The following is a 13796-nucleotide window of genomic DNA, read 5'->3' on the forward strand; positions in this document are numbered from 1 at the left end:
TCAGGCGGTCGTATCATTTTCACGAACGCCGCTCGCGGCAAAATTTTTTGCGCCCCCGGCGAGGCAGTAGAGTGCGGTGAGCAACAGCCCGCTGACGAATCCCCCCAGATGCGCCGCATTGGCAATGCCGACACCAAAAATAAACGTGAATAAACCGGTCGCGCAGATCAACAGCCACCCGACCATCAGTGCGACGATGCCCGCGGGCACATCACTCCACTGCGGCTGCCAGCGCTGCAACACGAATACGCTACCACCCAGTGCGTACACCACACCGGACATACCGCCGAATAATATCTGTGGCGACCAGTAGTACTGCGCCAGGTTGGACACCGGCGCCGCGATCAGCACCAGCGCCGCGAACGCCAGCTTGCCGGCGCGCGCTTCCAGCGGCCGCCCCAGAATCCAGATACCCATCGCATTGAACAGCGCGTGCGGCAGCGAGAAATGCAGAATCGCCGGCGTCCACAGCCGCCAGTATTCACCGTTGCGCAGGTGCCAGGCCAGGCTCGAATTGCCCGGGCTGAACCCGCCGCTGGGCTGTGGGTAAATGGCCAGCAACTGCTCCAGGTTTTCGCGCACGACCAACCAGCCGATAAAACACAGCGCGATCAGCACAAGGCTCAGCGGGGTGCGGTGCCACGGCCAGCTCGGCAGTGTCGACACCGCCTGCGCTGGCGCCGCCGGGGGCGGTTCGGTGCCGGGGTTGTCGGCGGAGGTGTTGTCGGCAGAGGTGTCCGCCGCATCGGTAGCAGCATTGTCGGGCGCCGGCCCAGCCTCGGGCGGTTCTGCGGGTACCGGTTCCACGCGCACCTGGTCGAGGTCGAGCTCGCCGGCACTCCAGCGGTCCAGCAGCGGCAACAGCAGATCGCCGAGGCGCGGATCCGGTGTGGACAACCGCTGGCGGTTGCCCTCCTCGCTGATACGCAGGGGCAGGTGGCAGCGCTGGATAAAGCGCGCCAGTTCGGTGAGGTCCTGGTCGAGGGGAAATTCGCGGAGCGTGGTCCAGTGGCTCAAAAGTCGGGCCCATGTTGGTGCGCGGCTGCGGCGGGCCCGCGGCCCGCCTGTCGGCCGGGCTAAACCGCCATCGCGCGCAGAATAATGCGTTTCTTCAGCAGCGGGCTGGCGTCCACCATACTCAATCCGGTGTTACGCAGCCAGCGCCAGTGCAGGTCGCCGGCGCCGAACAGGGACTTGAACGTGCTCATGGCCTTGAGGGTGGCGGCGTTGTCGCCGCGGCGACGGCGCTGGTAGCGCGCCAGCACCGAGGTGTCCGCCGGGTCGAGGCCGCGCTTGAGCGCGCGCGCGATCTCCTCGCTGAGCACCTGCACATCCTGCAGGCCCAGGTTGACGCCCTGGCCGGCGAGGGGGTGAATACTGTGGGCGGCGTCGCCGATCAACACCGCGCCGGGGCCGTAATAGGACTCGGCGTGGCGCGCGCGCAGCGGAAAAGAGAAGCGCTCGCTGACCGAGATGATATTGCCGAGACGGCTCTCAAAGGCCTTCTCCAGATTCAGCGCAAAAGCCTGGTCGTCGAGCATCACCAGCTCCCGGGCCAGCGTCTCGTCCGCGGACCAGACCACCGCGCAGTGGCGATCGTCACCGAGCCCGGCCAGCGGCAGGAATGCCAGCGGGCCGCTCTTCAGGAAGCGCTGCCGGGCGGTGTGCTGGTGCGGTTTTTCGCACTCGGCCACACACACCAGCGCGGTCTGGTGGTAGTCGGTATCGCGGCAGCGGATGTGCAGCAGGTCGCGTACCCGCGAGCGCGCCCCGTCGGCGCCGATCAGCAGGCGGGTGCGCAGTATCTCGCTGTTTTCCTCCAGCCCCTCGATCACGTTGACGCGGTCGCTGCGCGGCTGCAGGTGCCACAGGCCGCAGTCGCGCCACCAGCTCTCGAGGCGGAAGCCGGTGACCAGCTCTACGTGCGGCAGCGCCTCGAGACACGCGCGCAGGGCCGACACCACCACATTGTTCTCGACGATATGCCCCAGGTCCGGCAGCTGTACATCGCGGCTGTTGAAGCACACGGAACCGGTGCCCTCGGCGTCCCAGACGCGCATTTCGGTGTAGGGGCAGGCGCGCGCGCCGATCTGCTCCCAGACGCCGACTTCCTCCAGCAACGCGCGCGACGCGCCAGTCAGGGCCACCACACGCGGATCGTGGTGCGTGTCGGACACCTGCGGCGCCTCGGTGGACGCCTCCAGCACGGCGATCTGCAGCTGCGGGTGGCGCACTGCCAGCAGCGCGGCCTGGGCCAGCCCGACCATGCCGGCGCCGACGATTGCGATGTCCAAACGTTGTCTGTTCATAGTGATATTTCGCCGTTTTCAACCGCGCGGCATCGCCGCCCGGTGCGCAGACAATTAAAGCCCAAATCCGGCCGCCTGGCCGACAAAACCAGCGCGCAGTGGCGGTGCCAGCGCCAGCCCCAGCAGCCCCACCTGCCGCAGCCCCCGCGCCATCAGGCCCGGGGCCGCAAACAGCGGCGGGACGCGGTCACTGAAGCCAATGGTCAACTGTTGATCCCGCCGCCGTTGGCGCCCGAATCCTTCTAACAAGTCTAGCTGCCCGGGTGAATTTCGCGCCAGATCTTCACGGGCGAGCGTCTGCGCCAGGCCGTAGCTGTCGCGCAGGGTCAGGTTGAAGCCCTGCCCCGCCACCGGGTGCAGGAAGTGGGCGCAATTGCCCACCAGCGCCAGATTGCGGCGCCACTGCTCGCGCGCCAGCGACAGGCTCAGCGGGTAGCTGTGCAGCCGGCCGGCGCGTTCGATACGCCCGGCGCGCCAGCCGAAGGCGCGCTGCAAGCGGGCCACGAAGTCGCGCTCCGGCAGCGCCGCCAGCGTCTCGGCGTCAGCCGCTTCACAGGTCCACACCAGCGCCATGCGGTGCTGGCCGCCCCGCGGCGGCAGCGGCAGCAGCGCCATCGGGCCGGCGTCGGTAAAGCGCTCGTAGGCGCGGTTGCCGTGGGGCTGCGCCAGGCCGACTGTGGTCACCAGCGCGCGCTGGCGGTAGCTGACCCGCTCGATATCAATCCCCAGCTGGCGGCACAGCGGCGAGTCGGTGCCGTCGGCGATCACCAGCAGGCGCGCGCGTAATGTGTGCTCGCGATCGCCGGCGCGCCACTGCAGCTGCGCGCTGTCCTCATGCATCTGCACCGAGTCGACCTGCGCCGGCGCCAGCAGCTGCACCCCGGTGCGCGCCAGCGCCCGGTGCAACAGCGGCCCCAGCGCGGCATTCTCGATCACCGCACCGAGCATGCCATCGAAACTGGCGTGGGGCTCCTCGGGCGCGCGCAGCGCTATGCCGGCGGCGCGGCCGCGATCGCTGACACCGATATGCTCGATCGGTGCACAGTGTTCGCGCAGTGCCGGCCACAACCCCAGCTCGGCGAACAGCTGCAGGCTGCCGGCGGCCAGCGCGGTGGCGCGGGTATCGAAACTCGGCAGCTGCAGGCTGGCCTGCGGATCCGGCAGCGGCTGGCGCTCGAGCAACGCCAGCGACAGCTGCGGGCAGTAGTGCGCCAGCATCAGCGCCAGGCTGGCCCCGGCCATGCCGCCGCCGACGATGGCGACGTCCACCCCGGTCGCGGGCTGTTCGGACTGTTTATTGTCTGCGGTCACCACAATTCTCCCTGTACTTCTGTCGCCGTTGCCCCCTCGCGCATGGTGTCTTCAATCTCGGCCACGGTCCTGGGGGCCGCTGCCGACAGCACCCGCGTGCCGTCGCGGGTCAGCGCCACGTCATCCTCGATGCGGATGCCGATACCGCGGAATTTTTCCGGTACCTGCGCGTCGTCGGCGGCGATATACAGCCCCGGTTCCACCGTCATCACCATGCCCGGCTCCAGCTGCCGCCAGCAGCCGTGCACGCGGTAATCGCCGGCGTCGTGCACGTCCATGCCGAGCCAGTGGCCGGCGCGGTGCATATAGAAACGGCGGTAGGCACCGGACTCGATCAGGCCGTCGACGTCACCGCGCAGCAGGCCCAGCTCCACCAGCCCCTCGGTGGTGGCGCGCACGCTGGCGGCGTGGGGCGCATCCCAGTCGGCGCCGACGCGGATCGCGTCGATGGCGGCGGCCTGGGCCGCCAGCACGATTTCATAGAGCGCTTTCTGCAGCGCGGTAAAGCGCCCGTTAACCGGGTAGGTCCGGGTCACGTCGGCGGCGTAGCCGCGATATTCGCAGCCCGCGTCGACCAGTACCAGGTCGCCGTTTTTCAGCGCCGCATTGTTGCTGCAGTAGTGCATCACAAGCGCGTTCCGGCCACCGCCGACGATAGTGGGGTAAGCGGGCTCGCGCGCGCCGGCATCGACAAAGGTATGCAGTATCTCCGCTTCCAGCTGGTATTCGTACAGGCCCGCAGCGCAACGCACCATGGCGCGGCGGTGGGCCGCGGCGGAGATCTCGGCGGCGCGCGCCAGCAGGCGGATTTCCGCCGCGCTCTTGACCAGGCGCAGGTCGTGCAACAGGTGATCCAGGTCGGCCATCTCCGGCGCGCCGGCGCTGCCGGGTGCACTGCCAATGCGCTGCAGGTAGTGCTGCAGGCGCCGGTCCAGCTGCGGGAAGCGGCCCATGGTGAAATAGATGCGCTCGCGGCCTTCCAGCAGGCCCGGCAGTATGTCGTCGAGGTCGCCGATCGGGAAGGCATCGCACAGGCCGCAGTGTTCGGCGGCGCGCTCCGGGCCGAGGCGCGGGCCATCCCATATTTCTTTTTCCGCATCGCGCTCGCGGCAGAACAGCAGCGTTTCCCCCTGGCGGCGGCCGGGGGCCAGCACCAGCAGCGCCTCCGGCTCGTTGAAGCCGGTTAAATACAGAAAGTCGCTGTCCTGGCGGAACGGGAAATAGGTATCGCGCGAGCGCAGCTGCTCGCGCGCGGCGGGCACGATGGCGATACTGCCGGCCGGCAGTGTCGCGGTCAGCCGCGCGCGCCGGCGCGCGTATTCGGCGCGGCCGATCGCGGCTGCGGATACGGCGGGAGCGGCACTCGCTGTCGCCATCGACGCGCCCCTCAGTGCAGCGTGGGCCCGCCGGCCCCGCGCTCGGCGCCGGCGGTTTCGGTGAAGATATTCATCGCCGCCACGCGCACAAACTCCTGCACTTCCAGCAGCTGTTTTTCCGCTTCCTCGGAAGCGTCCACCACCTCGGCATCGAGCTGGGCAATATTGCCGATATCCTGCAGCGCCTCGCTGCTGGTTTCGGCCAGCTTGCCCTTTTGGTCACCGAGACCAAAACCGAGCAGGAACCCCTGGCACCAGCTGCCGAGGGAGCGGGCGCGCACGGTGATGTCCTCGTCGTCGGCGAGCAGCAGCTGCAGATCGAAGGCGCCGCTGCCGAGCTGCTCGAGGCTGCGCTCGGCCAGCTGCAGGAATTCCCGGTTCAGCTCCGCGGGCACCGCCTCCAGCTGCAGCAGCTCCGCCAGCTCGTGCTGCCAGCGCTGCGGGTCCGGGCGCGCACCGGCGCACAGCATGCCGCACACAAAGCCGTGCAGCTCCCCGGGTCCGGTCACGCCGCCGGCAGCGAGAATGGTATTGGCGAGGGAATCGAACGGTGAGTCCGGTGCTGTCATGGAAACTGCTCTTTCTTTGCGTTGCGTTAACGGTTGGCGCGCGAGGGTGGTCAGAGTTTGTGCAGTTTGCCGATTTGCCCGGCAAAGTTCCGCGGCGCCGCCTGTACAGTGGGGCGCAAACGCACGCGACAAGCCGCCGGCGGGCAATTTTGTGATGGCCCGCGCGGGCGTGGCAATTGACCCTCCCATACGCCGGCAATATAGTAGCGGAATCCCTCGCAGTCTGTCGTGTTGCGAGTTTACTTGGGGCCTGTAGAGATCGAATTCGGTAGCCGCGTTGGCGTCCCGTACAGTCCCTGAGCCAGCGCTGCGGAGATCCGAGCGCAGACATCCAACGCAGGAATTATGGACAAGTTACAAGCGTTAGAAAGCACTGTGGACTCGCTGATCGCCCGCTGCCAGCAGCTGGCCGACGACAATCGGGAACTGCGCCAGCAGGAATCCGACTGGCAGCGCGAGCGCCAGCGCCTGGTAAAAAATAACGAAGTCGCCCGCACTCGGGTCGAAGCCATGATTAACCGCCTCAAGGGCCTAGCGCAAGAATCCTGATGGGTGACTCAACACCAACCGCCGAAACCGTAACCGTCTCCATCCTCGACAAGGAGTACCGGGTTGCCTGTGCCGAAGACGAGCGCACCGAACTGCAGGCCTCCGCGCGGCTGCTGAACGAGCGCATGTCGCTCATTCGCTCCAGCGGCTCGGTCATCGGCCTCGAACGCATCGCGGTCATGGCGGCACTGAATATTGCCCACGAGCTGATCCAGGCCAAATCGGAACTGGCGCGCGTACCGCTGGAACAGGAAATGCTCAACCGCCTGCAGGACAAGGTGCAGTCGGCCCTGGGCAAACTGGATCCCGAAGACGCTTGACAAGCGCCGCAATCCCCCGATTTCCACAACAAGTCATTTAGCCATTCGAGGCCATGGGCGTTATAATTCAAATCGCCCTGAGGTGTTGGCCAGTTGACTATGTCCTCGAGCCGATAATCTCACCCTGGAGGTCTCCAGCGGGTGTTGGTGTGCAAGTCCGCCGCGTAGCGGAAAGCCTAATGCATCCCGGCGACCACCACCTTGAACTTCACGGTTCAAGGCTACGTCTTCAGCCGCACGTTCGGGGCTCTAAATTCTGATGCCGGCCCGCTTCACCCATGAACCGGGCCGGTTTTCCCACCGGCCGATAAACTCCATGCAGTTATCCGCAGCCAGCGAGAGCAAGGCACAGTTGCGCCGACGCATGCGCACGGCCCGGCGCGCGCTGTCGCTGTACCAGCAGCGACAACACGGATACGCCGCCGCCATCCGCCTGGCGCAGAGCCCGCTACTGCGGCGCGCGCAGCATATCGGCCTGTACTGGCCGATGGACGGCGAACTGGATATCCGCTGGCTGCAGCGGCGCTACCCTCACAAGCATTTCTACCTGCCGGTACTGCCGGCGGCACCGCGCCCGCATTTGCGCTTTCGCCACTGGCACGGCGGCCCGCTGAGCTACCGCAACCGCTTCCGCATTCCCGAACCCCTGCGCGGCCGCAGTATCGCACCGCAGCACCTGGACCTGGTGCTGGTGCCGCTGGTGGCTTTCGACGAGTCCGGCGCGCGGCTGGGCATGGGGGCCGGCTTCTACGACCGCACCTTTGCCTTCAAACGGCACCTGCCGGGCACCGGGCCGGTGCTGATCGGCGCCGCGCACCAGCTGCAGTGCGTGGCCACGCTGCCGACTGACAGCTGGGATATTCCGCTCGGCGGGGTGGTGACGGAGCGGCGCCTGTACCGCTGTCGCTGAGTGCGGGGCCGGGAGGAGTGGGCCGGCGGCCCGCGCGGGCGGACACAAGGTCCGCCCCTACGGAACCCGCCCGGCAGTCATAGCGACTTCTGTACCCGGTGCGCTCCGCAAGTGCCGCGATGGATTGGAACCACGTGGTCCACGCCTGTAGGGGCGGCCCGCGCAGCGGTGGTTACCGCCGCAAACCCGCATAAAAAAAGGCCGGTCGCTTGTGCGACCGGCCTTTTTCGTCTGTTGCCGGGCGGAGCGGCCGCGCTCAGCGCGTAACCACTCCCTGCTGCAGAGCGGCCGGCGGTTCTGGATCCGAGGCAAATACCTCGGGCAGACCCGCACTGCTCAGCAGTACGCCCGCGACAAAGACAACCACTGCGATTGTCAGTGCATCGGGTTTCATGGGGACCATCCTGTTAGATCGGCTGTTCTTGTTGTAAGCCTTGTTATCCGCGTTTCACCCCGCGTTAGAGTCGCTCTAACGCAAAAGTTCCACGGCAGCCAAGATACTTCAGAATCGACCAAATAGTAACCGGACACTGCCCACTTTTTGTGAATTTTGTCGCACTTTTGCACAAAAAAAGTCGACAAGGCCCGCCGTGACGTCTACCCGGCAGCCAATTCAACCTGCCACAGCGGTCTCAACAGACTTTCCATTGCCGGCCAGGAAGAACTGATAGGCCGGATTGCTACTCTCGTCCCAGAAGGGGTAGTGCAGCTGCTCGAGCAGATCGTGCAACGCCTGGCGCTCGGCGGGAGCCACCTGCATGCCCACCAGCACGCGGCCATAGGCGGCGCCGTGGTTGCGGTAGTGGAACAGGGTGATGTTCCAGCGCCCGGCCAGCTGTTCGAGGAACTTGCGCAGCGCGCCAGGGCGCTCCGGGAATTCAAAGCGGTAGACCACCTCGTCGGTCAGGCCCTCGGCGCGGCCGCCCACCAGGTGGCGGATATGCAGCTTGGCCATTTCGTTGTCGGTGAGATCGGTGACCCGGTAGCCACCATTGTCCAGGCGCTCCACCAGCTGCTGGCGATCCACGTCGGTGGCTACCTGCAGGCCGACAAAGATATGCGCCTCGCCGCCGTGGGCGCGGTGCCCGGCAGCGCCGGCAAAACGATAGTTGAATTCGGTGATGGCGCGGTCACCCAGGTCGCGGCAGAACTGCAGATAGCTGCCGGGACGCTCGGGGATGGTTACCGCCAGCACCGCCTCGCGCTTCTCACCGATCTCGGTGCGCTCGCTGATATAGCGCAGCCGGTCGAAATTGGTATTGGCACCGCTGCACACAGTGGCCAGCGCCGCATTGCGGCTGCCACTCTGCTCGATATATTTCTTCATCCCGGCCAGGCCGACGGCACCGGCGGGTTCGGCAATGGAACGGGTGTCCTCGAAGATATCCTTGATCGCCGCACAGATCTCGTCGCTGCTCACGGTGATGACGCCGTCGATGGTCTGGCGCAACACGCGGAAGGTCTCCTCGCCGATCTGTGCCACGGCCACGCCGTCGGCAAACAGGCCCACCTGGGGCAGGCGCACGCGCTCGCCCGCATCCATCGCCGCCTTCAGGCAGGCGGCGTCCTCGGGCTCCACCGCATAGACGGCGATCTCCGGGCGCACGTATTTGATGTAGGCGGCCATGCCCGCGGCCAGGCCACCGCCGCCCACCGGGATAAACACCGCGTCCAGATGGCCCGGGTGCTGGCGCAACAGCTCCATCGCCACCGTGCCCTGGCCGGCGATCACATCGGGATCGTCGTAGGGGTGCACGAAGGTCAGGCCACGCTCTTCCACCAGTTCCCTGGCCCGCGCGGCCGCCTCGTCGAAAGTGTCGCCGTGCAGTATTGCCTCGGCACCGCGCATGCGCACCGCGTTGACCTTGATCTGCGGGGTGGTGGTGGGCATCACGATGGTGGCGCGCACCCCCAACTGCGCCGCGGCCATGGCCAGGCCCTGGGCGTGGTTGCCGGCGGAGGCGGCAATGACGCCGCGGGCGCGCTGGTCGGCGGGCAGCTGCAGCAGCTTGTTGTAGGCGCCGCGCACCTTGAACGAGAACACCGGCTGCAGGTCTTCGCGCTTGAGCAGAATGCGGTTGCCACAGCGGTGTGACAACTGGCGCATCGGCTCCAGTGGCGTCTCGGTGGCGACATCGTAAATGCGCGCGTCTAGAATGCGCTTGATATAGGACTTGGGCATGGCGTGAAGGCTGCCGTTGGTGAATCTTCGGCCGCGACCGCGACAGCGGGCGGGCCGGAGCGCGGTGCGAGATCGCCAGTCTAATCCTACGACAGCATAATTGCCACCGAAATGCCGGTCTTGCGCGAAATATTCTCCCAGGCCCGGCCAATCAATGCGAAAAATTGCACAGGATCTCCAGCGCTCCATGACCCAGGATGAACTGAAGCAGGCCACCGCCCGCGCCGCCATCGACTACATCGCCCCCAAACTGGAAGCCGACGCCATCGTTGGCGTGGGCACCGGCTCCACTGCCAACTACTTCATCGACTACCTGGCGGAGATCAAGGGCCAGTTCGACGGCACCGTGGCCAGCTCCGAGGCCTCGGCACAACGCCTCAAGGCGCACGGTATCCCGGTCTACGACCTCAACAGCGTCGACGGTATCTGCGTCTACGTAGATGGCGCCGACGAGACCAACCCGGCACTGCAGCTGATCAAGGGCGGCGGCGCGGCGCTGACCCGCGAGAAGATCGTCGCCGCCTGCAGCGACGAGTTCGTGTGCATCGCCGACCACAGCAAGTGGGTCCCGGTGCTGGGCAGCTTCCCGCTGCCGGTAGAGGTGATCCCGATGGCGCGCTCGCTGGTGGCGCGGGAGCTGGTCAAGCTGGGCGGCGACCCGGTCTACCGCCAGGGCGTCACTACCGACAATGGCAATGTCATCCTCGATGTGCACAATCTACAGATTACCGACCCGCTGGCGCTGGAAAACGCGATCAACAACCTCACCGGTGTTGTGACCAATGGCATCTTCGCCATGCGCCCGGCGGATATCCTGCTGCTGGGCACCGCCGACGGCGTGGAGACCCACACCGCCGCCAGCTAGAACAACACTCGCACACGGAACTGCAATAACAACCGCCATGCACAAAAACAATAACCGGCGCCGCGCCGCCCTGCTGCTGCCACTGATCGCCACACTTTTCAGCGCGGGCTGCTCGGTCAGCCCGCCGAAAAACCCCGACAATATCTGCTCGATCTTCCGCGAGAAGGACGACTGGTACGGCGAGGCCAAAGACGCCGAGGAGAAGTGGGGCACACCGGTACCCACGCTGATGGCGATACTGCACCAGGAATCCCGCTTCGTGCAGGACGCGCGCCCGCCGCGCACCAAGATCCTGTGGTTCATTCCCGGCCCGCGCCCGTCCGACGCCTACGGCTACGCCCAGGCGCTGGGCTCCACCTGGCGCGCCTACGAGCGCTCCAGTTTTAACTACGGCGCCGACCGCGACGATTTCGGCGATGCGATCGACTTCGTCGGCTGGTACAGCAATACCAGCGCGCGCCAGTGCCGCATTCGTCCGAACGATACCTATCACCTCTATCTCGCCTATCACGAGGGGCAGGGTGGCTTTAACCGGCGCACTTTTAGGAAAAAACCCTGGCTGACAAAAGTCTCCCACAAAGTGTCGGCGCGCGCGCAGACTTACCGGCGCCAGCTGAGCAGTTGTGAAGGCTCGCTGAAACGGCGCGGCAAGTTCCTGGGAATTTTCTGAGGCGCGCCCATCGCCCGATGTGACAGCAGGCAAAAAAATGCGTGGATGGCGGCGAATTGAGCATCGCCGCGCGAAGACTGTCTACCCTGAGCTGACAGCCCCGGACTTTTGCTCGGACAAAAGCCGGCGTTGAGTGCAAAGCACTAAACCAACGAGGCGCTGGCAAAAGCGTCCCTGTCCACTTACGAGGTGACCGATGAAAACTCCAGCTCTAATACTTGCCGCGCTCACCCTGGTCCTGGCCCTGCCGACGGTCCAGGCGCAGGACGGTGGCGCCAAGGCCAGTGCGCAGAAGGTTTCCTACAGTGAACCCAAACTGCAGCAATTCGCCAACGCCTACCGCTCCATCGTGATGCTCAGCCGCGAATATGCGCCGAAGCTCAAGGCGGCGGCGGATATCAAGGAGGCCGAGGCAATCAATACCGAGGCGCAGGGCAAGATGATTGCCGCGATCAAAGCCGAGGGACTGTCGAAGGACGAGTACCAGCAAATCGCCGCCAGCATCAAGGCCGACCCATCGCTGCTGCAGCGGGTCAACAAAATCCTCCAGGCCATGGAGCCGCCCACCGAGCAGTAACCGCCCGCAGGAGCGGCGGCCCCGGCTGCCGCTCAGCGCCGGCTCAGTCGAGCCGCACTTCCAGCACCCGACAGATCTCCTCCAGGTGTGCCGCGATCCACTCGCGATCGAAAGACCCCCAGTCCCGCAGCACATAGTAACCGTCGTTGTTACGCACCCCCTCCTGCACAAATTCCACCTGCGTGCCGTGGCCCGGCAGACCCTTGGCGATAACATCCTGCACCGTGCGCCGCGGCCAGCCGGTCGCCGCCTCCAGCGCCGGGTTGTTGGGTTTGGGCAGCTGCTGGATCAGGTGGGCGATCAGCATGCGCCGGCAGATGGTGGGATTGAGGGACGATTGCACGGGTGCGGACATGAATTGGATTCCTTGAACTGGGCCCCCCGTTTTATCACAGCCCCGCGCCCGACTCACGCATGCAGACCAGCCGGTCGCTCCATCGCCAGCCGACAAAACTGACTTTCCGCGCCGCTTTGCGCATAATCCCACTCCATAACAGCGGGAACCCGCCCGCGCACAAGCAGAAAATTGAGGCCGAGGCAGTGGATACCGACACCCCCAAATTTCGCGATATCGAACCGGGCATCCTCTCTGCCGCCATCCGTGCACAGCTGGCCGGCGCGCACGCCGCGGGGCTCGACTGCCAGCGGCTGCTGCTCGACAGCGGCATAGACCCGGCCCTGCTCGACAACCCGGACAACCGCATCCCGCGCGAACAGGTGGCGGTCATGCTGCGCCACGAGTGGGACCTGCTCGGCGACGAGTCCGGCGGCTACCTGGCGCGCCCGTGGCTGCGCGGCACCTTCGCGATGATGGGCCACGCCTGCCTGAGCTGCCCCAACCTGCGCCGCGCGCTGCTGCGCTCCGCACGCTTCGTCTCGATGGTCAGCGACGACCTGCATATCAAGCTGGTGGAAGACGGCGAGGAAGCGCGCCTGCTGATCCATCACGACAACCCCAGGGGCCTGCCCAACCAGGTGTTCGTGGAGTCGCTGGCGCTGATCTGGCTGCGCTTTTTCAGCTGGCTGATCGATCGCACCATCCTGCTCGAGCGGATTCTGCTGGCCTTCCCGCCGGCGGAATACAACGAAGACTACGACGACATGTTCCCGTGCCGGCACTACTTCAACCAGCGCGAGACCTGCCTGGTATTCAGCACCCGCTACCTGCAGCTGCCGCTGGTGCGCGACGAACAGCAGCTGACTGAATTCCTCGCCCGCGCGCCCGAATGCCTGCTGGCGCAGTACAAGTCCGACCACAGCTACACCGGCCGCATCCGCCGCATGCTGCAGCAGCAGAACAGCATCGAGAACCTGTCCCTGGATGAAGTGGCCGAGCGCCTGTTCACCTCGCCGCAGACCCTGCGCCGGCGCCTGCGCGACGAGGGCAACAGCTGGCAGGACATCAAGGACTCGGTGCGCCGGGACATGGCGGTGTACCAGCTGAAGAAACAGGAAACCCCCGTGGCGGATATCGCCGAGCGACTGGGTTTTTCCGAACCCAGCGCCTTCAACCGCGCGTTCAAGAAATGGACCGGGCTGGCACCCGGTGCGTATCGGGAGAAATTCCGCGAGTAACCTGATGATCGGTCAGAGGCTGTATCGCTTACTGACCACTGCAGGCACTGAACCGCGTAAAAACACCGAGCCATTTTCCGTAGGGGCGGACCTTGTGTCCGCCCGAGCCCCGGTGCCAACTGCACGCCGGGCGAACACAAGGTTCGCCCCTACAGATCGGGTGTGGTGGCTCAATTCAGCAGCATTGCTTACCGGCCACTGCAGGCACTGAACCGCGTAAAAACACCGAGCCGTTTTCCGTAGGGGCGGACCTTGTGTCCGCCCGACCCCCGGTGCCAACTGCACGCCGGGCGAACACAAGGTTCGTCCCTACAGATCTGATGCGGTGGTTCAATTCAGCAGCATTGCTTACCGGCCACTGCAGGCACTGAACCACGTTAAAAGAACCGAACCATTTTCCGTAGGGGCGGACCTTGTGTCCGCCCGGACTCCGCTGCCGGCTGCACGTCGGGCGAACACAAGGTTCGCCCCTACAGATCTGATGCGGTGGTTCAATTCAGCAGCATCGCTTACCGGCCACTGCAGGCGCTGAACCGCGTAAAAACACCGAGCCGTTTTCCGTAGGGGCGGACCTTGTGTCCGC

At 65.7% G+C, this 13796-nt stretch carries 15 protein-coding genes and 1 other RNA gene; 8 read left to right on the forward strand and 8 right to left on the reverse strand.

Going from position 1 to position 13796, the window contains the following annotated elements; translation table 11 throughout:
- The 5 genes from ABDK11_RS17355 to ABDK11_RS17375 are packed head-to-tail and all read right to left on the reverse strand — an operon-like array spanning position 1 to position 5565.
- A complete protein-coding gene (locus ABDK11_RS17355) occupies positions 1 to 1017 on the reverse strand; it encodes a rhomboid family intramembrane serine protease (protein WP_346837784.1) in 1017 nt (338 codons plus the stop codon).
- 59 nt (positions 1018 to 1076) lie between these two features.
- Positions 1077 to 2309: a UbiH/UbiF/VisC/COQ6 family ubiquinone biosynthesis hydroxylase gene (locus ABDK11_RS17360; RefSeq protein ID WP_346837785.1), complete on the reverse strand. Its 1233-nt coding sequence runs from the start codon at positions 2307 to 2309 to the stop codon at positions 1077 to 1079.
- A 54-nt stretch (positions 2310 to 2363) separates the two neighbouring features.
- Positions 2364 to 3620 (reverse strand): 2-octaprenyl-6-methoxyphenyl hydroxylase, encoded by a 1257-nt coding sequence (gene ubiH, locus ABDK11_RS17365; protein WP_346837786.1) that lies wholly within the window; start codon positions 3618 to 3620, stop codon positions 2364 to 2366.
- Positions 3617 to 4996, reverse strand: a complete 1380-nt coding sequence (pepP, locus tag ABDK11_RS17370; RefSeq protein WP_346837787.1) for a Xaa-Pro aminopeptidase — start codon at positions 4994 to 4996, stop codon at positions 3617 to 3619. Before pepP ends, ubiH begins: the two co-directional genes overlap by 4 nt.
- A gap of 11 nt (positions 4997 to 5007) precedes the next feature.
- The gene (locus tag ABDK11_RS17375; protein ID WP_346837788.1) at positions 5008 to 5565 is read right to left on the reverse strand and encodes a UPF0149 family protein; all 558 of its coding nucleotides are present in this window, start codon (positions 5563 to 5565) and stop codon (positions 5008 to 5010) included.
- Between the two features lie 345 nt (positions 5566 to 5910).
- On the opposite strand from ABDK11_RS17375, the gene ABDK11_RS17380 reads away from it, so the two are divergent.
- The 4 genes from ABDK11_RS17380 (at position 5911) to ABDK11_RS17395 (ending at position 7344) form a co-directional block, all read left to right on the forward strand.
- The gene (locus ABDK11_RS17380) at positions 5911 to 6114 is read left to right on the forward strand and encodes a TIGR02449 family protein (protein ID WP_346837789.1); all 204 of its coding nucleotides are present in this window, start codon (positions 5911 to 5913) and stop codon (positions 6112 to 6114) included.
- Positions 6114 to 6434 carry a cell division protein ZapA gene (locus ABDK11_RS17385; RefSeq protein ID WP_346837790.1) on the forward strand — a complete coding sequence of 107 codons (321 nt, stop codon included), beginning with the start codon at positions 6114 to 6116 and terminating at the stop codon, positions 6432 to 6434. The genes ABDK11_RS17380 and ABDK11_RS17385 overlap by 1 nt, the downstream gene beginning before the upstream one ends.
- 71 nt (positions 6435 to 6505) lie before the next feature.
- A non-coding RNA gene (gene ssrS / locus ABDK11_RS17390) (6S RNA) lies at positions 6506 to 6686 on the forward strand.
- A gap of 64 nt (positions 6687 to 6750) precedes the next feature.
- Positions 6751 to 7344, forward strand: coding sequence for a 5-formyltetrahydrofolate cyclo-ligase (locus ABDK11_RS17395; RefSeq protein ID WP_346837791.1), 594 nt, complete (start codon positions 6751 to 6753; stop codon positions 7342 to 7344).
- A gap of 256 nt (positions 7345 to 7600) precedes the next feature.
- Here the strand turns inward: ABDK11_RS17395 and ABDK11_RS17400 are convergent, their stop codons facing one another.
- Together ABDK11_RS17400 and ilvA are read right to left on the reverse strand one after the other, a co-directional pair.
- Complete coding sequence (locus tag ABDK11_RS17400; RefSeq protein ID WP_193162318.1) at positions 7601 to 7738, reverse strand: hypothetical protein; 138 nt, start codon at positions 7736 to 7738, stop codon at positions 7601 to 7603.
- A gap of 219 nt (positions 7739 to 7957) precedes the next feature.
- Positions 7958 to 9526 carry a threonine ammonia-lyase, biosynthetic gene (gene ilvA / locus ABDK11_RS17405; protein ID WP_346837792.1) on the reverse strand — a complete coding sequence of 523 codons (1569 nt, stop codon included), beginning with the start codon at positions 9524 to 9526 and terminating at the stop codon, positions 7958 to 7960.
- Positions 9527 to 9713: 187 nt separating this feature from the next.
- Between ilvA and rpiA the strand changes: the two genes are divergently transcribed.
- The 3 genes from rpiA (at position 9714) to ABDK11_RS17420 (ending at position 11638) form a co-directional block, all read left to right on the forward strand.
- Positions 9714 to 10391 (forward strand): ribose-5-phosphate isomerase RpiA, encoded by a 678-nt coding sequence (gene rpiA, locus ABDK11_RS17410; RefSeq protein ID WP_346840214.1) that lies wholly within the window; start codon positions 9714 to 9716, stop codon positions 10389 to 10391.
- A 37-nt stretch (positions 10392 to 10428) separates the two neighbouring features.
- The gene (locus ABDK11_RS17415) at positions 10429 to 11061 is read left to right on the forward strand and encodes a transglycosylase SLT domain-containing protein (protein ID WP_346837793.1); all 633 of its coding nucleotides are present in this window, start codon (positions 10429 to 10431) and stop codon (positions 11059 to 11061) included.
- Between the two features lie 196 nt (positions 11062 to 11257).
- Positions 11258 to 11638, forward strand: coding sequence for a DUF4168 domain-containing protein (locus ABDK11_RS17420; protein ID WP_346837794.1), 381 nt, complete (start codon positions 11258 to 11260; stop codon positions 11636 to 11638).
- Positions 11639 to 11681: 43 nt separating this feature from the next.
- On the opposite strand, the gene ABDK11_RS17425 is transcribed toward ABDK11_RS17420, so the two are convergent.
- The gene (locus ABDK11_RS17425; protein WP_346837795.1) at positions 11682 to 11993 is read right to left on the reverse strand and encodes a helix-turn-helix domain-containing protein; all 312 of its coding nucleotides are present in this window, start codon (positions 11991 to 11993) and stop codon (positions 11682 to 11684) included.
- 185 nt (positions 11994 to 12178) lie between these two features.
- Here ABDK11_RS17425 and ABDK11_RS17430 point away from each other — a divergent pair, with 185 nt between their 5' ends.
- On the forward strand, positions 12179 to 13213 hold the full coding sequence (locus tag ABDK11_RS17430; protein ID WP_346837796.1) for an AraC family transcriptional regulator: 1035 nt from the start codon (positions 12179 to 12181) through the stop codon (positions 13211 to 13213).
- Positions 13214 to 13796: the final 583 nt, after the last annotated feature.

The organism is Microbulbifer sp. SAOS-129_SWC, from assembly GCF_039696035.1.
Taxonomy (GTDB): Bacteria; Pseudomonadota; Gammaproteobacteria; order Pseudomonadales; family Cellvibrionaceae; genus Microbulbifer.

Bases quoted from the DNA above. Each gene is read 5' to 3' on its own strand.
- ABDK11_RS17360 (WP_346837785.1), bottom strand. From the start codon at position 2,309: ATGAACAGACAACGTTTGGACATCGCAATCGTCGGCGCCGGCATGGTC.
- pepP (WP_346837787.1), bottom strand. From the start codon at position 4,996: ATGGCGACAGCGAGTGCCGCTCCCGCCGTATCCGCAGCCGCGATCGGC.
- ABDK11_RS17375 (WP_346837788.1), bottom strand. From the start codon at position 5,565: ATGACAGCACCGGACTCACCGTTCGATTCCCTCGCCAATACCATTCTC.
- ABDK11_RS17380 (WP_346837789.1), top strand. From the start codon at position 5,911: ATGGACAAGTTACAAGCGTTAGAAAGCACTGTGGACTCGCTGATCGCC.
- ABDK11_RS17385 (WP_346837790.1), top strand. From the start codon at position 6,114: ATGGGTGACTCAACACCAACCGCCGAAACCGTAACCGTCTCCATCCTC.
- ABDK11_RS17395 (WP_346837791.1), top strand. From the start codon at position 6,751: ATGCAGTTATCCGCAGCCAGCGAGAGCAAGGCACAGTTGCGCCGACGC.
- ABDK11_RS17400 (WP_193162318.1), bottom strand. From the start codon at position 7,738: ATGAAACCCGATGCACTGACAATCGCAGTGGTTGTCTTTGTCGCGGGC.
- ilvA (WP_346837792.1), bottom strand. From the start codon at position 9,526: ATGCCCAAGTCCTATATCAAGCGCATTCTAGACGCGCGCATTTACGAT.
- rpiA (WP_346840214.1), top strand. From the start codon at position 9,714: ATGACCCAGGATGAACTGAAGCAGGCCACCGCCCGCGCCGCCATCGAC.
- ABDK11_RS17415 (WP_346837793.1), top strand. From the start codon at position 10,429: ATGCACAAAAACAATAACCGGCGCCGCGCCGCCCTGCTGCTGCCACTG.
- ABDK11_RS17420 (WP_346837794.1), top strand. From the start codon at position 11,258: ATGAAAACTCCAGCTCTAATACTTGCCGCGCTCACCCTGGTCCTGGCC.
- ABDK11_RS17425 (WP_346837795.1), bottom strand. From the start codon at position 11,993: ATGTCCGCACCCGTGCAATCGTCCCTCAATCCCACCATCTGCCGGCGC.